Annotated in this window: 14 protein-coding genes and 1 pseudogene; all 15 read left to right on the top strand. The window is 41.2% G+C overall.

The window, feature by feature from the left end:
• Positions 1–140: 140 nt before the first annotated feature.
• The 15 genes and pseudogenes from hpsA (at position 141) to V7K48_RS17480 (ending at position 21,337) form a co-directional block, all read left to right on the top strand.
• Positions 141–4,766: a hormogonium polysaccharide biosynthesis protein HpsA gene (gene hpsA, locus V7K48_RS17550; RefSeq protein WP_335074549.1), complete on the top strand. Its 4,626-nt coding sequence runs from the start codon at positions 141–143 to the stop codon at positions 4,764–4,766.
• A gap of 30 nt (positions 4,767–4,796) precedes the next feature.
• Entirely contained in the window at positions 4,797–5,534 is a 738-nt protein-coding gene (gene hpsB / locus V7K48_RS17545; protein WP_335074548.1) for a hormogonium polysaccharide secretion pseudopilin HpsB, read from the top strand.
• A 286-nt stretch (positions 5,535–5,820) separates the two neighbouring features.
• Positions 5,821–6,843, top strand: a complete 1,023-nt coding sequence (gene hpsC, locus V7K48_RS17540; RefSeq protein WP_335074547.1) for a hormogonium polysaccharide secretion pseudopilin HpsC — start codon at positions 5,821–5,823, stop codon at positions 6,841–6,843.
• A gap of 73 nt (positions 6,844–6,916) precedes the next feature.
• A complete protein-coding gene (locus V7K48_RS17535) occupies positions 6,917–7,618 on the top strand; it encodes a prepilin-type N-terminal cleavage/methylation domain-containing protein (RefSeq protein ID WP_335074546.1) in 702 nt (233 codons plus the stop codon).
• A gap of 195 nt (positions 7,619–7,813) precedes the next feature.
• A complete protein-coding gene (hpsE, locus tag V7K48_RS17530) occupies positions 7,814–8,782 on the top strand; it encodes a hormogonium polysaccharide biosynthesis glycosyltransferase HpsE (RefSeq protein ID WP_335074545.1) in 969 nt (322 codons plus the stop codon).
• A gap of 16 nt (positions 8,783–8,798) precedes the next feature.
• Positions 8,799–9,797 (top strand): hormogonium polysaccharide biosynthesis glycosyltransferase HpsE, encoded by a 999-nt coding sequence (hpsE, locus tag V7K48_RS17525; protein WP_335074544.1) that lies wholly within the window; start codon positions 8,799–8,801, stop codon positions 9,795–9,797.
• Positions 9,790–10,821: a glycosyltransferase gene (locus V7K48_RS17520; RefSeq protein WP_335074543.1), complete on the top strand. Its 1,032-nt coding sequence runs from the start codon at positions 9,790–9,792 to the stop codon at positions 10,819–10,821. The genes hpsE (V7K48_RS17525) and V7K48_RS17520 overlap by 8 nt, the downstream gene beginning before the upstream one ends.
• A complete protein-coding gene (locus tag V7K48_RS17515) occupies positions 10,821–11,354 on the top strand; it encodes a GspH/FimT family pseudopilin (RefSeq protein ID WP_335074542.1) in 534 nt (177 codons plus the stop codon). The genes V7K48_RS17520 and V7K48_RS17515 overlap by 1 nt, the downstream gene beginning before the upstream one ends.
• A gap of 32 nt (positions 11,355–11,386) precedes the next feature.
• A pseudogene (locus tag V7K48_RS17510) lies at positions 11,387–12,005 on the top strand (TIGR04282 family arsenosugar biosynthesis glycosyltransferase).
• A 518-nt stretch (positions 12,006–12,523) separates the two neighbouring features.
• The gene (gene hpsJ-B / locus V7K48_RS17505; protein ID WP_335074541.1) at positions 12,524–13,360 is read left to right on the top strand and encodes a hormogonium polysaccharide biosynthesis protein HpsJ; all 837 of its coding nucleotides are present in this window, start codon (positions 12,524–12,526) and stop codon (positions 13,358–13,360) included.
• 125 nt (positions 13,361–13,485) lie between these two features.
• Positions 13,486–14,394, top strand: a complete 909-nt coding sequence (locus V7K48_RS17500) for a glycosyltransferase family 2 protein (protein ID WP_335074540.1) — start codon at positions 13,486–13,488, stop codon at positions 14,392–14,394.
• A 999-nt stretch (positions 14,395–15,393) separates the two neighbouring features.
• A complete protein-coding gene (locus tag V7K48_RS17495; protein ID WP_334979163.1) occupies positions 15,394–16,158 on the top strand; it encodes a DUF502 domain-containing protein in 765 nt (254 codons plus the stop codon).
• 122 nt (positions 16,159–16,280) lie between these two features.
• Entirely contained in the window at positions 16,281–16,922 is a 642-nt protein-coding gene (gene nusB, locus V7K48_RS17490; RefSeq protein WP_335074539.1) for a transcription antitermination factor NusB, read from the top strand.
• A gap of 113 nt (positions 16,923–17,035) precedes the next feature.
• On the top strand, positions 17,036–18,709 hold the full coding sequence (gene ftsY / locus V7K48_RS17485; RefSeq protein WP_335074538.1) for a signal recognition particle-docking protein FtsY: 1,674 nt from the start codon (positions 17,036–17,038) through the stop codon (positions 18,707–18,709).
• Positions 18,710–19,945: 1,236 nt separating this feature from the next.
• Positions 19,946–21,337 carry a PP2C family protein-serine/threonine phosphatase gene (locus V7K48_RS17480; RefSeq protein ID WP_335074537.1) on the top strand — a complete coding sequence of 464 codons (1,392 nt, stop codon included), beginning with the start codon at positions 19,946–19,948 and terminating at the stop codon, positions 21,335–21,337.
• Positions 21,338–21,532: the final 195 nt, after the last annotated feature.

Below are 21,532 nucleotides of genomic sequence, written 5' to 3'. Positions count from 1 at the left end.
TTGGAAGTTAGTAAAACCAGATGAAGTAGTTACATAAATATAGTTTCATGTTTTGGTCTAAAAATTAATTTTTAGGCACAATTACCAATTTTGATAAAACATCAAAAATCCTCTATAAACCACTTGACAGGGAAGCAGCTATGTCTCGAAAACGTCCGTTAGTCAAGGCAATTCAAAAAACTTTCAGACAAATTAGCAAGCAGTTTTTATCTGCAATTAACAAGCAAATCATTTGGTTCCTGCGGACTATCTCTGGCACTCAAAGAAGACGCGGCTCGGAGAATGCTGGTTTTTTGTTGCCGACAGTATCAATGGTATTAATAGTAGTCGTCTTATTGACCACTGCAATTTTATTTCGGTCTTTTGAACGCTCTAAAAACGCCAGTAATGTCCGGGTGAATCAGTCTGTACTTAATGCCGCAGCACCAGCCCTTGACAGAGCTAGAGCCAAATTAGACAAGCTATTTAGTGACAGCCGACTACCACGAGCCGTACCTTCAGATAAAGTTTTAGAGGATACCTTAAGTAGTACTGCTAATTTGCCTGAATTTACTTTTGGAGATGAAACTCCACTAAAGCTACATTATGCTTATACAACTGCACCAACAGGAGAAAGTCAGCCAGGAGATCTAACAACTGCATGGATGTTCCCTACTGATACAGATAACAATGGGAAATTTGACAGCTATACTCTTTATGGAATTTACTTCCGAACTCCGCCTATAACTAGTAGCACATACAGCCGCCCTAGAAATCCTCTAGAGGCAAGAACTCCGCCCATGACTACTGGTAGTCTAAGCAACAGTTGTAAAAATAGTGTAGCAACAAGTGCTGCTTTGGTGGGGAGTACGGGCTGGGTTAGTATTGCTGGTCAGCTCCAAAAAAGCTTTTTTGTCTACACTGCTAATGTTCCCATCACTAACCCACCAACGACTGGTATTGATGCAGGTAATTACGAAGCTTTTAAAGGAAATAAAGGTTTTTCAGGTTTAGAGTATCAACAAGACCGTGTACAACTACCGCTAGTTAACAATGCGGTGGTTTATAACGATGATATAGAACTTACCCCTGGTCCCACATTTAACCTAAACGGACGGATCTTGACTAATAGTAACTTCCTAACTGGTAGCAATAATGTGAGACTTTATCAGATTAGTAGTGTAAATTCCTGTTTCTATAGTGAGGACAATGCCAAAATTTTTGTAGGTGGCAATTTAGGAGCTGGTGGTTTCACTGGTAATGCAAGTAACGGTACTCTAGTGGATTTATTCCAAGGACAAGGAGTTAATCCTAGTCAAAATGGTGATACTAGCACTAACATATCAGTCACTGACGGAACGAATAATATTGCCTACAATAGCCTAGCTTATGCACAGCGTATCAATCTTTTGGTGCTAGCACAGACGGGTAACGCTGCATCTACCGACCCACAGGAAGTTCAAGATGCAATTACACAGCAATTACAACTATTAAATCTAACTACAGCTACTGCCAGTGCAGCACAACTATCCACTGTCCGTAATAACCAGTTAGTACTTTACTTTCAACAACGTACCCGCCGTGTACCCTATGGTGAAGTTGGTTTTGGTGGAAATGCAATAAGAAATCCTGCGACTAGTACAGATTATACCACTACTACTGTCTTACAAGGAAGTGGTAAGTCACTGCGTCCACCAGACATTTGGGTTTATCCCTTTGCTGCTAGTGATGGTCAAACTAAAACTAATTATTCCAATTTAGCACTTAATATTAGTAGTTCTAAGCTGTTACCTAAAGCTACACTACCAACTACGCAACAAGCACTAGGTAAAGAACAATACGTTGGCGATCGCATTTTGCTTGGCAATAACCTACCTGCATTGTGGTGGAATGGAACGGCATTTGTTGGTCAAGATGTTACCAAAGATACTCAAGATATTAAAAATATTAACTGGGATAGCGGAAGTGGAACTCGCACTCGTAGTAGTCGTGTACAGCAACTAGCTGATTTAGGAACTGTTGACCGAGATGGAGATTGGGAATCAGCAGCAGCGACAGTACCAACTACTGTCGCGGCTCCTGTGGGTGGCTTACGGGTAGTCACTGGTGCAGGGATTTATTTACCTCCACTTTTCACTGTTAGTAGTACTCAAACTGCTTTGAATACGGCAGCGGCGGCTACAAATAGAATTTGGTCAGATATGATGCCCGTGCCTAATACTATTGGCATTAATCTAGATACTTACAAGACTAATATAGTATTACCCGATATTATTAATACGCCGTATTTACGGATGCGGGCTACAGCAGTTTATCACTACCAAGCGAGTGGCTACAGTGCGACAAGCCCTAAACCTATTGCTTGTATAAGTAGTTTCTACGACCCTACAAATAGCACTACAGCTAAGAACCTTGCAGCTCTTCCATATAACGGCAATACGGGTGGTAACTCCCATAATGGTATTGTCTACGCAGCTCCAACAAAGGGTGTTTCTGACTATTTAGCTTTACTAAAATACCAAGCTAATTTAATGTATCCCAATGGGCGGTTAGTAAATCCAACACTGAACACCGCTATGGGGCTAGTCGCTGCCTCTGGGACACTCACAATCTCAGAGCAGTCTGCTATTGATGCTTCTATTTGTGCCATCCAAATATTAGATGGTAGTATCGGCGCTCCAAGTACTAGCGTCATCCCTCACGGCGCAATTTCCGAAACTACTTTTTTAGATGCCAGACAGATTAAAGCAATTCATAAAGATGTGCAAACAGATGCAAGTGGTAACATAATCCCAGGTAGAGAAACATTCACCAACGCTGATGGTGTAAATGGAAATGCAACTGGGACAGTAGCAAATGTACCAAATCCATCTGCTGGTTCCTCGGCTCCAGACTATGAACTCGCTAAAGAAACCCGCCAACCTCTGGAAATTCGCGCCACTGTATTAGATTATAATGCGCTGCGGAATAAATCATATGGCACAGCAACACCACAAGAATACTTAATTCCTAATAGCGGTATTATTTACGCTACTCGTGATGATGCACTGCCGGATTTGAGTTTTCCTGCTGGAATTTTAGCAGCAGATACAGCGACACAAATACAAACAAAAAAAGATACTCAAAAATCACAAAGCCCAGTAGATTATAAACTTGACCCAACTCGCCGTCCCAACGCCATTATGTTGATCAACGGCGACCCTACCAACAACCCCAACGGAAGCATCTGGCGTGTTCAGGCTTACAGAGATGCAGAAAAAGGCTTGGTTCTAGCTTCTAACTTGCCTGTATATATTAAAGGCGACTTTAATAAACATACCCAACAAGAATTTAATACATATCTAGCTAGTGATTTGGGCAATTTTTACTCTCGCGCTGCATCAGACCTTAATCCAAACTTTGCTTGTCGTACTGGTGATCCTAGACTACCAAATTGTACCACTGGGGACGCATGGCGACCTGCTAGCGTATTATCAGATGCAATCACACTTCTTTCTAGTAACTTTCAGTTGGGCTACCGCAGCGATGGAGACTATGACCTGAATAATAACTTAGGGGATAACGCTTCTATTACCGCATTTCAGAACAATGGGTTTGCTACCAACAACGCCAATGTCATCAATGCTGCTTGGTATGGTAGTAACGGCTTGCCCCTTAGCAGTAAAAGCAGTTCTTATCTCAACAACTTTGTTACACCCATCCAGCGAAGGAAAACTGCCCCAGAGTATTTAATGGAAGTATGTCTGACACTACCTGTTTCAGCTTGCGATCCAGGTACTGCTACTCCAGGTATTGGTTGGTACGTAACACTACCCGGTGATGTTGCTTTATATCCAGCAGGTCTAAGAGCCTCGGATGCTACTGGTAGTATTGGACAGACTTTTTCTCCGACTACCCATTTAGCAGGTACAACAGCACAATCACCGACTAATTCTAAATATCTAGGCTATCCTCGTCGTGTTGCCTTTCTCCGTAATGCATCTGGACAACTCACACTTGATGCTAGTAATAAACCAATCATTATAGGTATCAAGAGCGGCAAAATAACTTCATTTCCACTCAGTACTTTTAGTTCTAGCCACCCAGATAACACAGCTAATTCTCTATGGTTTTATTCAAACAACAGTGATAATAATCCTCCAACAGTACTTTCACCAGCAACATTTACTGCTACTACAACAACCCAACCAGCTTTATCACCAGTGTTACAAATTAGAGTTGCTTTCAGCACTAGTAATGAAAATGCATTTGACTTACTGGGTTCTGGCGCTGTACAGAATTCTTATTGGCTTCAATGGGCAACATCTACCACTTTTAACTTAGCCGCAGCAGGGGCAGATACCCCAGCTCGTCCTACAGAAGACAATGGTGGTTTACACAACTTTGTCCGCCTCTTGGAAAATTGGAACCCAAGTGACTCAAGCGCAGCTCGTATAGCTACAATTAACGGCTCTTTTATCCAAAGAACTCGTAGTGCCTACGCTACTGCACCATTTCTAGCATACTTAAATGGCTCATCTCTCACAGCATATCCGATAAATAATTCTAATGGTCAATTACCTTTTTACCAGCCTCCCAACCGGCAGTGGGGTTATGATGTCGCCTTGCTCTCACAATCACCAGACGCATTTTCGCAAAAGTTAGCGATAACGCCAAATAACAAACCCAATGAGTACTTTCGGGAAGTTGGTCGAGATGATACATGGGTGCAAACGTTGTTATGTGCTAAAAAAGCTTCAGACAGTACTTATGCCGTCGATGCCGATCAACGTCCTAGCTGTAGCTAATCTTTAATTCCTAGAAACTGGTGAGTAACTATGATTAAGCGCAAACAACAGCAAGTAAGTCAACCATCTGGTGAGTCTGGTTTCACAATCATTGAGTCGCTGGTAGCAATAATCGTAGTTGCTATTTTACTGGCAGCGATCGCGCCTACAATCGTCATTGCAACAGCAACTCGCGTCCAATCAAAACGCGTGGAACTAGCCACACAAGCTGCCAGAACTTTCATTGATGGTGTGAAAACTGGAGCAGTGACAACACCTGCTACCACTATTACATTGCTTCAATCAACCGATGCAACCAGGAGTTTAGCTGACAATTTACTTACCACGAGCGCCACAAGTATGCCAGTTCCTACAGCATCAACATCAACATCGTTATATTGCGTGACAAAAGACGCAAACAACAACCTAACTATTGCTAACCCAACTACCCCAATCTGTACAAGTACCCTATTTTACATTCAGGCTGTAAAAATTATAGGAGCAGGAAGTACCCCAATTAATACCACAACAGGTCTACCAATCGATGGTTACGGTTTGGGAATCCGAGTTTATCGGTCAGATATTGACTTTACTAAAACTGCCAACGCTAGCGACAGTAGTAGCAATAAAAAACAAAACCCTTTCACTGGGACTTTGGGCAATACCCAATCCCCATTAGTGGAAATGACCACTGTAATTGCTTCTAAAAACACTTCCTTCAATGCTCTGTGTCAGCGTCTTGCTATTCCTGCCACCACTCCTGTTACTACTAACACCACTTGTAATTAATCCTGTGCAGTGAGGTTGAAAGCTGACTTTTCACGTTATGTAAAAAAACCAAAACGAAACCTAACCCCCTAGCCCGTTTCCCTACAAGGGAAGGGGAAAAATTCAAAACCTCTCTCCTAAGAAGAGAGAGGTTTTCGAGATATCGTGAAAAGTCAGGGTTGAAAGATATAACTTTCAAGATGGTGGTGATTCAACAACCGTAATGGTTAATCTTGCGAATACATAGTATAACTGTACACCACTATTGGCTAGATGTATTTATATCAATAAAGGGCAAACCGTAGTTATGAAGAATGTACTCAAATTTCTTCTCAGCAGTCAGCTGAAACACTCTAAATTTGTTCAGCAAGTAAATGGTTTTACCCTGATAGAACTTTTGGTAGCCTTAGTGCTGGCATTCCTCGTGCTTACGCCACTGCTAGGATTTATGGTTAATATTCTCAGTACAGATCAGAAGGAGCAAGCCAAGGCAAATTCTGAACAAGAAATCCAGACAGCACTAGATTACATTGCCAATGATTTACAACAAGCTGTCTACATATATGATAATACTGCACTGACTACCAATTCAAACACTGTTCCAGGAAGCTCAGGAATTAAAGACCAAATACCACCTTCTAACATCGCTCCTGGATGTAATTCTTCTACTTGTCAACCAATTCTGGTGTTTTGGAAACGCAAGTTTCTCTCAGGTGCAATTACACTTTCCAGCAGCACCACAGGCAGCACTACAGCAAACAAAATAGATGACACTTTTGTTTACTCACTAGTTGCCTACTATTTAATCAAAGATAGTAGTACTACTTGGTCAAAAGCGGCTCGGATTGCCAGATTTGAAATTACCGATGGAGTTCTGGCTGCTAGTGGTACTACTACTGGTACTACTGGGAATTGTACTGGCTATCCCAATGATGCATATATTGACACCAGCCACTGCCCCGATGCAGGTTTTCAGCGTTTTAACCTGAATCTAGCAAGTGCCGCAGGTCTAACTCAGAAAATGAATTCATGGACAGCTACAGCCTCAACAGTTTACACTCAACAAGCTTCTGTACTAATTGATTATATCGATCAAACCTCTATTGGTTCAACACTTCCTACTTGCCCCACTGGAACACTTAGCTATGGTAGTTATATGGGCTTTTATACTTGCGTTGATGTTGCTAACACCACAGCACAGGTGTTTTTACGAGGTAATGCACTAGCTCGGTTGCAAACTAGCAATTTCGATTACTCTTCAAATAACCAAAGTTACTTTCCGACAGCAAGCGTCCGCGTACAGGGACGTGGATATTTATTTAGTAAATAAACTTGATAATACACAGCGCAACTAATGATGGGGCATTATGGGCAATCTAACTTTAAAGTTATTCTATACTACGATGTCTAATAAAGACACCAAGAAGCGATTTCATCCTCAACAGGATGCTGGTTTTACTTTAATAGAAATGCTTGTAGTAATCCTAATGATCGGAATTCTAGCAGCGATCGCAGCTCCTAGTTGGCTTGCCTTTGTAAATCGACAGCAGGTAAATAAGGCTAGCGACGCCGTTTTAGCCGCACTGCAAGAAGCACAGAGCGAAGCTAAAAACACAAAACTTAGCTACAGTGTCAGTTTTCAGAAAAATAGCGCAAATCAAGATATATCCGTTGCTATTTATAGTCCTAATGCTTATCCTACTAATGCTGTACCCCCTAGATCCCTCCCATGGAAACTTTTAGGGAAAGATGTGGGAGCTAATTCTAATCAATTACTGCTGGGGGCAAATCTCAATAGTACAAATATTGTCAATACTACTTCTAGTGTATCCTACCCTGCTTCAAGTCCGTTAGCAACTTCAGCATCTCCACCTCCATCAACGATTACCTTTGATTCTACAGGAGCTTTAGCAACTTCAACATCTCCATCAGCTCCAAACTTTGGAACACCTGTATCCCCTTCGACAGATCCACCTGGGTTAAAAATAGTGGTAGCTGTACCAAGCTCTGCAAATTCTACATCAGCTAGTAGTGTCAAGCGATGCGTCATTGTGAAAACTCTCTTAGGCTCAATACTCACAGCAAAAGACAATCAATGCAGTTAAGTAATTTAGGTTGCAATATTTATTTAAAAATACGCAATAATACTGAACATTAAACTGCACATTAATAGCAAAATTGAAACATCATGTGCAGTTTTAATGTTTAATAGATTTATTTAAAAGTCACTGATAAATTAGCCATTAGCTGAACATCTAAAAAACGTCCTAATCAAAATATCAAAAAGTAACTTTTGTCAAATGACTGAGAACCTTGATATTACTGTCGCTATCCCAACTTATAACGGTGCAAGTCGTTTGCCTGAACTACTAGAACGACTACAAAACCAACTTCACACCGAAAATTTAGCTTGGGAAATTATAGTTGTAGACAACAACAGCACTGATAATACAGCTAAAGTTGTCCAAACCTATCAAAATAATTGGCAGTGTCCTTACCCTTTAAAGTATTGCTTTGAAGCGCAACAGGGAGCAGCTTATGCCCGAAAAATGGCAGTGCAACAAGCTAAAGGTAAATTTATAGGTTTTCTAGATGATGACAACTACCCTGTATCAAATTGGGTATCCCAAGCTGTTGCTTTTGGTGAAAAGTATCCCAAAGCGGGAGCTTATGGCAGCCAAATTCACCCTGACTGGGAAGTAGAACCACCAGAAAACTTTCAGCGAATTGCTCCATTCTTGGCAATTACAGAGCGAGGTAATTTACCACTATTATATGAAGCAGCCAAAAAATTACTACCCCCCTCGGCTGGACTTGTTGTGCGTAGACAAGCTTGGGTTAAAAGTGTACCAGATAAGCCTATTTTAATTGGTAGAGTTAAAGGCAATATGCTTGCTGGTGAAGACTTAGAACTGTTGTCTCACATCCAAAAATCAGGTTGGCAAATTTGGTATAACCCAAAAATGGAAATTTATCATAGAATACCCAATTTTCGTTTACAAAAAGATTATTTAATTCCGTTTTTTCAAGGTATTGGACTTAGCCGTTATGTAACTAGAATGGTTAATATACAACCTTGGTATAGACCAATCGCCTTTTTTGCTTACATGATAAATGACCTGCGTAAAATTACTTTACATTTCCTAAAATACCGGACTAATTTGAAAACTGATTTAGTTGCTGCTTGTGAAATGGAACTATTTATAAGCAGCTTAATTAGTCCTTTTTACCTGTGGAAAAATAGATATTTAAATAACAAATATAATTAGAAACTTTATAATTTTCATGAATACATGCGTAACCAAAAAATTAGATTTTACTGTAGCTATTCCTACATATAATGGTGGAAAACGGTTACCTAAAGTTTTAGAATTATTGCTCAACCAAAAAAGAATAGAAAACCTAAATTGGGAAATTATTATTATTGACAATAATAGCTCTGATAACACAAAGGAGGTAATTCAGTATTACCAAAAAAATTGTAGTCAAAGCTTTTTATTGAGATATTTCCTGGAAAGACAACAGGGAATAGCCTTTGCAAGAATCCGGGCTGTAAATGAAGCTAGAGGTGAGTTTATTGCATTTGTAGATGATGATAATCTACCAGCACCTGATTGGGTTTTTCAGTCTTATACTTTTGGCAAAGAGCATCCTCAAGCTGGTGCTTGGAGTGGTCAAATTCACGGTGACTTTGAAATCAGTCCCCCAGAAGACTTTACAAGAATTCAAGCCTTTCTAGCTATTAGAGAACACGGATCACAAGAACATCTATTTGATGCAAATAATTTAAGACTTCCTCCTGGTGCATCACTAGTTGTTCGTAAGCAAGCTTGGTGTGGCAGTGTTCCTAAAGAATTGGTTTTTAAGGGTAGACTGAACAAATTGATGGTTGGTGGGGATGATACAGAAGCTCTCCTATATCTACACAAAGCAGGCTGGGAAATTTGGTATAATCCCGCCATGCATATCGCTCATCAAATTCCCCATTGGCGGCTAGAGAGAGATTACTTAATAGTGCTTGCCCGTGGCTGTGGTCTCTGTATTTTCCAGCTACGCTTGATCAATGCTAAAAATTGGCAAAAACCAATAATATTGGTGAAAACTATCTTGGGCAATTTACACAGAATATTACAGCATATCATTAAGTATAGAGGAAAATCAACCACTAATCTAATCGCAATTTTTGAAATTAATTTTTACTTAGCTAGTATGATAAGTCCTTTTTATTCTTTCAGATGGAAGTTAGACACAATTTTCAAAAATACAATTGTAGAAAATGATTAAATCAGCCTTAGATGTGACACAAATTTCTGTAGTTATACCAGTTTATAATAGTGAAAAAACTATTAGGCAAACAATTAAATCTGTTTTGAACCAAAGTTTTACTGATTTTGAATTAATTGTAATTAATGATGGTTCACAAGACTCAACTTTAGATGTTATTACACAAATTAAAGACCCCCGAATAAAAGTATTTTCTTATCCCAATGCTGGCGGAAATGTAAGTCGTAATCGAGGGCTACACCATGCAGTAGGAAAATTTGTTAGTTTCTTAGATGCAGATGATCTTTGGACACCTGATAAACTTCAGTCTCAGTTGAAGGCGCTACAAGAAAACGTTAATGCAAAAGTCGCTTACAGTTGGACTGATTATATTAATGAAAATGCTGATTTTGTAGTTTCCGGTACACATATTAATGTCAATGGAGATGTTTATGAAAATCTATTGTTAACTAATTTTTTGGAGAATGGTTCCAATCCTTTGATTCGGAAAGAAGCTTTAATTGAATTAGATGGATTTGATAAATCCCTAAGTGCTGCTCAAGATTGGGATATGTGGCTGCGATTAGCCTGTAAGTTCGATTTTGTATGCATACCATCTGTACAAATCTTATACAGAATAAGTGCTAATTCAGTTTCTTCTAATCTTGTAAGACAGGAAAAAGCCTGTTTACAAGTGCTTGAACGAGCGTCTCAGGCAAGACCATCGGCATTTAAGGATAATTCAAATATAAGCCTTGCAAACTTATACAAATACCTGACTTGTAAAGCCCTACAAAAGCCGTTTAATCAACAAAAAGGTCTAGCGGCAGCTAAATTCTTATGGAATTATGTTCTTAATGATTCTTCAAGGCTTCAAGGTATAACTTTCACCTTAAAACTGTTATTGAAAATTGTTATAATACTTTTTCTGCCTACCTTACTAGAAAGCATTCTTGACCAGCGCAAAAACACAGAAGTCAGAAGGCTGAAAACCAACCAGAAAATAGAAATTGAATACTCAGCTGGATTTACCGTCTCTAATTAATGCAAAAAAATTTCTTAAATAAGCACTCTAACAGTGGTTTTACTTTACCAGAGATGTTAGTAGTTATTGTATTAATTGGTATATTAGCTACGTTAGGAATACCTAACTGGCTAGCTTTTGTGGACACTCAACGTCTCAATACTGCCCGAAGCGAAGTTCACCTTGCTATGCGCCAAGCCCAAAGCCAAGCTATCAAGGAAAAATTAGCTTGGCAAGCTAGTTTTCGTGAACAAAACGGTATTGTTCAATGGGCGGTTCATCCTGTTACAGTTAACCCATCTAACGCTAACTGGAATAATCTACATTCTAATGTGCGTTTAGATGCGGAAACAACCCTACAAGAAACAAATGGCATCAGGCAAATCCAATTTGATTACAGAGGTAATGTTAGGCAACCACCGCTAGGACGAATAACACTATCTAGCAAGTCTGGTGGTAAAGCTAAACGTTGCATTTTTGTTTCGACGATTTTAGGAGCAATGCGAACAGCCAAAGAGCATACTACAATTGATGACAACAAGTATTGCTATTAAGATATTTTTAGTTTATTTAAACAAGGTATTGTGTGCTGAACTTACTAGCAAACCCAAAACAGCACCTGATTATTTTCACTCGCTATCCAGAAGCAGGTAAGACAAAAACCCGATTGATACCTGCTTTGGGAACTGTTGGTGCTGCCAATCTTCAACAGGAAATGACTGAATATACAATATTTTAGGTTCAAGAATTGCAAAAAGCCATTCCCACCTCTATGGAAGTGCGGTTTGTAGGTGGCGATTCGCAACTCATGTAAGACTGGCTGGGGTTAGATTTGGTTTACTAGTCTTAAGGTGAAAGGGATCTAGGTTCGCAGATGGCGCGATCGCTTAGAAATGCCTTTCAATCTAGTGTAGAAAATGTAATTATCATCGGTACAGATTGTCCTGGAGTGAATGCCGAGATTCTAGCAACAGCCTTTGAGAAATTATACGCCTTTGACCTCGTACTTGGCTCTGCGAGTTATTCGTTAACATCGAGTGGGGAACTGCTCAAGTATTCTAAAAAACCGTGGACATTGCCCAGAAACTGAATCTCATGTGAACTTGTCGCCTTTACCTGATGTTGACCAACCGGAGGATCTGCCGATTTGGGAAAAAGCCCTTGAGGGGGGAACTGAAAAAATTAGGGAGATAAGGGAGATATAGCGATTTTTGTATGGATTCAAGACACTTGGGGCGCACAGACATCATTGGTGTCAACTTAACGCTAAAAGGGCGGTTATAAACCACCTTTACACGAGGCTTTACCCACCTCCGTGGGTTAAAAAATCTTAATTTTCTCTTAGCCCACGGAGGTGGGCTTTGTTTGTGTAGCCGCGAATTCCATTCACCCTGGCTTTAATTTGACATCAATGCACAGATGTGTACTCCTACAAAAGGCTTGTATTACAACCGATTGAGAACCGCAATAAGAGAGATTGGATAATTAATGAGTCTTTTTCTCCAGCCCCGCATTAGCTTCGTATCTTCAAATACTAGGAATTTCCTGAAGACACTGCACATAACAAATGTTACTGTGGTCTAGTTGAAAACCAAGAGGCAGATAGTTTTTACCAGTATTGAATCTGCTTTGTGTTTTTACACAACAGTCACGGTCATGGGCACAATATTCAAGTAACTTGAAATATGAAAATCACTCGTATTCACCGCCAGTCTGAAAAACTATGGTTAACCGTTTTGCTTCCGTGAGTACTGCCCTTACACTTAAGGTAGTTGGAATAATCTGCATTTTGTCCTTTTTCGTTGACTTTTTGATTCTATTGTTACCCTTTCAACCTACTGATCGGGTATGGCAAATCAACTTGGCAACAGCGCTAGTTGATCGGGGAATTGTTCCTTTAGTAGGATTGGGGCTTCTGTTTGCTGCCTATTGGATTGAGAATACTGATACAGTCAGCGATCGCCCCCAAGGTATCGATTTAAGATTTCCCGCCCTGATCCTCTCAAGTATTTTAGGGTTGATGTTCTTGCTAATTTTTCCTCTGCACCTGAATAACGTCAATCAAGCTAAGACTCAAACGCTCAACCGCATCACCCAAGAAGCAGATCAAGCAGAAAATCAACTAAACACTCGGTTATCGCAATTGCAAGCACAACTGAATACTGAGCAAGGAAAAGCTCAACTAGAGCAGCTGCGAAACCAAACCAAAGCTCAGTTTAGTGAAATCCTCAAAGATGATCAAAAATATAAGCAAGCACTTGAAAGCTCTCAAATTCCTGCAAATATCAAAGAGTTACTGAAGAAGGCTAAAACAGATCCGCAAGTACTTGACAAAGCTATCGAACAACAAACAGATCTTCAGACACTGCGAAATCAACAACTGAGCCAACTTCGCCAGCGCAGAGACGAAGCAGAGACACAAGCTAAAGATGCTGCTTGGAAGTCTGGACTGCGGATTGGGATTAGCAGTTTGCTGTTGTCTATTGGTTACATTATCATCGGCTGGACAGGCTTAAGAGGTAGGGGTGCTGGTGGTAAACCTAGAGCTACCGCACGCTAATTCCTATTGGCATGGCAGTAGGACGTATCCAAAAATTATTGACGGCTTATACTGCCATGTGCCTAACAGCTAATAATAATAAAAAGGCAATTATCACTGAGTAAAATCGCTATAAAACTTGGGTAATGTTCTCAATTTACATACTGACATATAACGAAGAGCTAGATATTGCTGCTTGTATCGAATCGGCAATGCTATCCGATGACATCATTGTTGTGGATTCATGCAGTAGCGATCGCACTATGGAGATTGCCAGTTGCTATCCCATCCGCGTCGTCCAACACGCTTTTGAAAGCCACGGACGCCAACGCACCTGGATGTTAGAGTCTATTCCCCCAAAGTACGAATGGGTTTACATTCTCGAAGCTGACGAGCGGATGACACCAGAGCTTTTCACAGAATGCGAAAAGGTAAGTCAGAATCCAGACTACATCGGTTACTACGTGGCTGAACGTGTCATGTTCATGGATCGTTGGATTCGCTACAGCACACAGTATCCCCGTTACCAAATGCGCCTCTTTTGCTACGGGAAAGTGTGGTTTACAGACTACGGTCATACTGAACGGGAAGTTTGTAAGGGTGCAACTAGCTTTTTAAAAGAAACATACCCTCACTACACTTGCAGCAAAGGCTTGAGCCGCTGGATTGAAAAGCACAACCGTTATTCTACAGATGAAGCTCAAGAAACATTGTGTCAACTAGAACAAGGAAAAGTTAACTGGCAAGATTTATTTTTTGGCAAATCGGAAATTGAAAAACGCCGTGCCCTGAAAGATTTGTCTTTGCGTTTACCCGCCAGACCGTTGCTACGGTTTGTATATATGTATTTTATCTTAGGCGGTTGTTTAGATGGACGCGCCGGTCTTGCTTGGTGTACATTGCAGGCATTCTACGAATACCTGATTTTGCTCAAAGTCTGGGAAATGAAGTATCTACCAAAACCTAATTTAGACGCAACAGCAATTCTGGCACAAGACAGTACACAACAGGTGCAGTGCGCGGATTCTGAAACTACACAGGCTGATGCGGCGTAAAGGGGACTGGAGATTAGAAGGATTACGTACTACAATTTGAAGCAGCGATCGCCTATGATAGGCGGCTACGCGATCGCAAAATCAGAATTCAGAAGCAGGGGCGCACAGCTAGATAATTGTGCGCCCCTATCGGATGTTCCACCTAAACGATAACCACCATAATAAATTAATATTTTTAACAGAACATTTTTATAAAAGCCGCTCCTGCTCAAATGTGAATAACTCACCAGATAACTTATATCTTGCACCAGGTAACTGAAAGTCGCGGCTACACAGGCAAAACTCGCCTCCGCAGCTTGAAAACCTTGATTTGACCTTAGTTCACGCAGGCGGACTTCGTTTGTATAACCGCGATTTCTAAAATACTGTTGGCGAATTGATCGGGGGTCTAACCCATCAACCCCAATTCATCTTAATTTCTGCAATTTCAGTGCGTTGAAACGCACTTTAGCTATTAGCCCGCAATTTATTGCAGGGCGGGAAAGCAACACTAAACTAGGGTTTTAGGGGTGAGGGGTTTAACCCCGCCAGAATTGACCTACAGTATCTTTCTAATTGCTAGGGCTAGGTGCAAGATGTAAGTAAAATAATTCCTCAGTTTACCTGGTGGTACTTTCACAATCATGAGCAGCTTTTGATTGAGCGCGGTAGATTAGTAATACCTAAGGACTTGCAACAATCGTTTACAAGTCTTACAAAGAAAAGTAACATCCTCTGAGAATAACCAGTTGCCATCGGATTGGTTAATGTCTATGTGTATGCTTGTAGGAAAATAGCTGATTTCCAACAACAAATACGTGTTTTTGCGGCAGCATCCAAGCTGCTAATGCAGCGGACGCGTAAATCCAGCTACCATCTCAATTAACTAAACAAGAGGCAAAATCCCCTTGTTAAAGAAAGGTAGGTAAACTGACGCCACAGTATACTAGCGTTTTGGACAGTTACTTGCGGCAGAAACTGCCAAAGTTAAAGTCTTCGGAATTTGACGAATCTGCTGGTATGGATACCAATAACAAAAGTTCCTCTAGCTTAAAACAGGAGAATCGAAGCTTGGTAATTGATCGCCTAAAACAGGACTTAAAAAACGACCTGATTGCTGGTTTGTTGGTAGTAATTCCCCTAGCAACCACTATCTGGCTAACAATTACTATTGCTACCTGGGTAATCAACTTCCTCACCCAAATTCCCAAACAACTGAATCCCTTTGATGGGTTAAACCCGATTTTAGTAAATTTACTGAATTTACTAGTAGGTTTGGCTGTCCCATTGCTAAGTATATTATTGATGGGGCTGATGGCTCGGAATATTGCTGGCCGCTGGTTGCTAGATTTTGGTGAGCGGTTATTACAGGCAATTCCCTTAGCTGGGCAGGTATACAAAACTCTAAAACAGCTTTTAGAAACAATACTAAAAGATTCTAATGGCAAGTTTCGCCGGGTAATTTTGGTAGAGTATCCTCGCCGAGGAATTTGGGCGATCGCCTTTGTCACTGGTGCAATCAGCAGTGATATCCAAGCCCAGATATCTCGCCCCGTACTAAGTGTTTTTATCCCCACCACCCCAAATCCAACTACCGGATGGTACGCAGTCGTTCCGGAAGACGAGGTGGTAAACCTCTCCATGTCGATTGAAGACGCCTTTAAAATAGTTGTATCAGGTGGCATTGTCGCTCCCAATACGCCCTTGGTTTTCCCCAAAGAGTCCGCACTGGAAATGAAACACGACGAAATCAAGCAGCAGGTTATTTTCGTTGAAGAAACTTAAAATCAATCTGGCATAGTCACAAGCAAATGCGTAATGTTGTTGTATGACTGTACCAAAATTGATAGACTTATAAGTTTGTCCCACCTAGTTAATCAGTTCTCGCACAATCACCCCTCAGTTTTATGCAACCTCGTAAACCCCAGCAAATTGCTCGTGAATTGGCGCTTTTAAGCCTTAGCCAATTGCCAGTCAACCCAAAGAAATTAGATAAATTGGAAGACGATCAACTAGTATCCAAGTTGGTGCTAGGAGCGGTACGTACCCTAACTTCAGAAGTCCAAGATACCCTCGATAATGCCGCAGGTGAACTGCAACGCAGTAACGATCGCCTCTTAAGTAGCCAAACTCGGGCCTCCGACATCAATACTGCTAGAACAATGCTGCAAGAAGCGATCGTCTGCACCCAGACAGCAATCAATCAGTTGGGTACGGCAGTTGATTTCCCAGTATTAATTCAGTTAGCCAATCAGGATAAGGGAGTTCGGAATTACGCTAAAGAGCTTGTGATTACCGTCAACGAAAATCGACACATTATAGATAAACTTATTTCTACTGCCTTAGTAGATTGGCAAGTAACTCGCCTCGCTCAAATTGACCGGGATATCCTGCAAATCGCTGTGGCAGAAATGAAGTTCTTAGGAGTTCCAGACAGTATCGCCATCAACGAAGCTGTGGAACTAGCCAAACGCTACAGTGGAGACGAAGGTTACCGGTTTATTAACGGTGTTTTGCGCCGAGTCAGTGACCAGAAAAAAAGTGCGTAGTGTTTTATACTTATTTACCCAAATAAGGGGGACAAGGGAGAAATAAGCCATGCCCCAAGTTAAATTAAACTCATAACTTATAACTCATAACTCATATAACCAATACTGCTGCAATGGTTTTTAATTGGTTCCGTCGTAAATATAACGATTCCTCTGACACTCCCTCTGATCAGAAGCAGGAAGAAACTCCTCCTGCACAAGAACCCCAACCAGAGCCAGCCAAAACATCAACACCAACTGCTGAAACGGCATCAGACACAACGGCAGACTTGTTGGCGTTTGCTAAAGCTGCCTACAAAAATATCCAGCAAAAACAACAAGCCGAGGTAGTAGAAACCCCGCCTGATTCAGTAGATACCTCACCACCATCAGCACAACCTGAAACCGTAGAAATGGCAACTGCGGAAATCACCGAACCAGAAGCAACTGAGTCACCTGCTAGTACAACCGGAGAAATTGCACAGCCAGAAGTTATCCAAGCAGCTACTGAGGAAGAAATTACAGAAGATTTCTCAGTAGCTGCAATTACTGATCCGCCAGATGTCAAAAGCCCAGAACTAAACGCAAATGAAGCTGAACCAACACCTACCGAACCACTAGCTACGCCAGAGGCAACACAGCTAACAGCACCAACCCCCTTATCCTTCTTAGAACGGGCAGCAGCAGAACGGCAAGCAAAGCTGGAACAACTAATAGCCACTGCCATTGAAGTTCCTGAACCGGAGGTAGTACAGCCAGTAGCTGCAACCTCAGAGACAGGAGAGGAAATTCCTGGACTGGTATTTGATGATGGATTTGTCTGGTCAGCGAAAATCCTAGCAGCTCAAGGTAGAAGTCCGGAAGACGTTTCTATTGAAGAAATTACCTGGCTGAAAAAGCTGCGGCAAGGGTTAGACAAAACTCGCCGTAGTATCCTCAACCAACTGAAGGCGATCGTCGGTCAAGGGCCGCTAAACCTTGCTGCAGTGACGGAAATTGAGGCATTGCTCTTGCAAGCTGATGTGGGTGTTGAGGCGACGGATTTTATTATCAATGCCCTACAGAAAAAACTTCGAGAAGAAGTCACTGCACCAGAAGAAGCGATCGCTTACCTGAAAAAAATCCTTCGGGATATGCTGGATGCGCCGAGCAAAACATCCCACAAAACTACCTTTACCCCAGAAAAAGAAACCCTAAATATTTGGTTAATTACTGGGGTGAATGGTGCCGGGAAAACCACCACCATCGGCAAAATTGCCCACCTGGGACAAAAATCTGGTTATAAATGCTTGATTGGGGCAGCAGACACCTTTCGCGCCGCTGCTGTGGAACAGGTGAAGGTTTGGGCTAGCAGAAGTGGTGTGGAAGTAATTGCCAATCCTGGGAAAAATACAGATCCAGCAGCAGTTGTATTTGATGCGATCGCTGCTGCCCAAGCGCGTCAAACAGAATTACTTCTGATAGATACAGCTGGGCGACTGCAAAACAAGAAAAATTTAATGGACGAACTCAGCAAAATCCGGCGAATTATCGACAAAAAAGCCCCAAATGCCAAAGTAGAATCACTGTTGGTTCTAGATGCCACTTTAGGTCAAAATGGACTGCGGCAAGCCGAAATTTTTTCCCAAGCTGCCCAACTGAGTGGCGTTGTCTTAACCAAGCTAGATGGCACCGCCAAAGGCGGGGTTGCCCTTGCCGTTGTGCAACAGCTAGGTTTACCCATTCGCTTTATTGGTGCTGGCGAAGGAATTGAAGACCTGCGCCCCTTTTCTAGCTATGAGTTTGTCGAAGCTCTCTTGAGTGGCTAATTGAAAAATTTGGAGTTAAAAATTTTTCTTGACAAATTTAGGACTTACGCACAAGCAACGGAAAATCCCACCACAGAGTCCGCAGAGAAGCCAGTGCATTGGGCGGGTTAAGAGACTTGTACCTCTCCGGGGAAGCAAGCTACGCTCTTAGCGTTCCCGTAAGGTAGCAACTGGCGTGACACGGAGGAATAAAAGTTTGAGGGGTTTTTTGTGTAAGTCCTAACTTACTTAAAAGTAGGAGTACGAGCGTCAGTTGTTTGCCCAGAACCGACCTCAGGAAAAGGATGGCTTATGACCATCAAAACTTCGGAGAATCGTCCACAGTGGACTCAAAAAGTGAATTAGTGTAAGTAAGCTGGTTCAACACTCCCAGGTGTATTCTCAGCTCCTACTTGCGAAAGTATCCACAAATATTTTCTGTAGGAAATTGAGAGGTTTTAACTCTGATGGTTAAACTACAACACTCTTTCTAGCTTTTGACTTAAAGTTGCTGGAGGATATTTTTTCTAGATTTAGTGTCATCTCTTCTATTCATATCTTACACTTACCAAATGACTCCCCCCTAAAATAAATTACAGGCTAATGGTTTAATTCTGTTACCGCTGACTCAAAAGATTGGATTGTCTCACTTTTATCCCGTTTGAATGGGTTTTAGTTTTGCATATTCAGCAACTCAAAATTCGGAAAACGAGAAATTCAAAATGGAAAAGCTCAATCTTGGCGATTATCCCGGCAATTATGGTATACAAATTAAGTATTTGCAGACTTATTTACAGATTCTCAGATTTGGGAATGAGTGTAAGTCTGTTTTTTTCCAAACCTAAGTTCGATTTGAGCACTTCTAGAGGTTTTCACTTAAAAGACTTCTAGTCTCCTAGTTTTCTCTACCTAAACAGTCACTCTGAAAACCTTATAAACTATTTTTTCAACAAAGTATTTTTATGACTTTAGAGATATGCTTTGGGAATTAAGTTATGAAAAGATGAAAAGCTTTCTCAACTATCACCGAAACTAGTAATTTTTACGGGTTGGGTTTTGACTAAAAATACATGATTTGAAACTACTAATATTCAATCAAAAATCCAATAAGCAAATAAAATACCGATAAAATTTGCCTGTTACGTCTTTATACTCTTGCTAAAATGACAAGTCTTGTCTAAATATGGTTTAGCAATGCCAAAGCCAAAAGATTTATAAGTAATCTAAAATCTGCCAATATAAAGTGCAATAGTACCTGTGCCTGTGTCTCAACTGCCCTCTCAACCCACTGAAAACAATAGTAGTGCCGCGACGGATGTCACACCAGTCGTGGCACTCAAAGAACTCGTGGCAAGGTTGCACCGGGAACAGAACAAAATTCAAGATTTGCTAAGTTCTTTAGGATTTGCCCTGAGAAGTTTCAATAATTTGAATCAGTTTTTGGAACTGATCCCGCTGATGGCAACAAGAGTGACAGATGCAGACGGTAGCGCCCTGTTTCTCTACAAACCTAATGGTCAAGTCAGGTTAGAGCAGTTACATTGGCAAGATAGTCGCCAGCGAAAGAATATCCGCAAAGCGCTAGAAATAGCCAGTAGTCAAATCACACTTGTGCCCAATACTGCCCCTCTAGCAAATGCCACGGGGATTTTGGATGACCAAATGCATCGCTATTTGGGGCCAGATGTCCAAATCTTTGGTACGGCGATTCTGGTGAAGCATACAGAACGGGGATGGCTCTATGTCTTGAGCCGCGATCCAGAATATAGTTGGACAGAAACTAGGCAAAAGCTAGTTAGGTTAGTAGCAGACCAAACAGCAGTAGCGATCGAAAACGATGAACTAGCTGTAGAACTAAGAAAAAAAGAACGCCTAGACCAAGAATTAGAAATTGGTGCAGAAATTCAACGGCGACTTCTGCCACGTCAATGCCCCACAATCCCTGGTGCAGTTTTGGCGGCACGCTGTAAACCTGCCAATCGTGTCGGCGGAGACTACTACGACTTTATTGCTACCAATCACAATAAGATTCAGCCCAAGACCAAAGGCGGCACGGAAACTAGTCGCTGGGGTTTGGTTATTGGAGATGTCATGGGCAAAGGTGTCCCCGCTGGGCTGATTATGACGATGATGCGGGGAATGCTACGGGGAGAAGTGCTACATGGTAATTCCCCAGCAAGAATTCTGCAAAACTTAAATAGAGTTATGTATGCGGATTTGGAAAATTCCCACCGCTTTGTAACGCTATTTTACTCAGAATATAATCCCCATAACCGAATTTTGTCTTATAGCAATGCGGCACACAATCCTCCCTTGTGGTGGCACGCAGCCACGAAAACTGTCAGCCGTTTAGATACTTTAGGAATGTTAATCGGTTTGGATGCTAACAGCCAATATGAAGATGCCCAGGCACAGTTAGAGCCTGGAGATACAATTATTTACTATACAGATGGCTTGACCGATGCTGCTGCTGCTGGTGGCGATCGCTTCGATGAAGATAACTTTGTCACTAGCTTCAATACGGCTTGTAAATACTGCAATGGCCCAGAGGAAATTGTGGATTACCTATTTGACCAAGTTCAACAATTCATCGGTGCTGATAAGCAAAACACTGATGATATGACATTAGTTGTTCTGCAAATTTTATAGTCATTAGCCATTTTTGCTTGGTCAAGTCATCAGTCAATGCTTAAGCTTATGATAACTGGGAATTTACTACAGTGATTATACTAAAATTTAATTTTTTATTTATTTTTTATTTGATTTTTCGTAGCGATCGCCCAAATGGTCGTACATCAACCTTTTTTGGTGAATTGTTCGTGTTTAGCCTTTAGGATGATACAT

The organism is Nostoc sp. (assembly GCF_036919615.1).
Classification (GTDB): domain Bacteria; phylum Cyanobacteriota; class Cyanobacteriia; order Cyanobacteriales; family Nostocaceae; genus Nostoc.
This window is presented reverse-complemented; position numbering and strand designations above follow the sequence as displayed.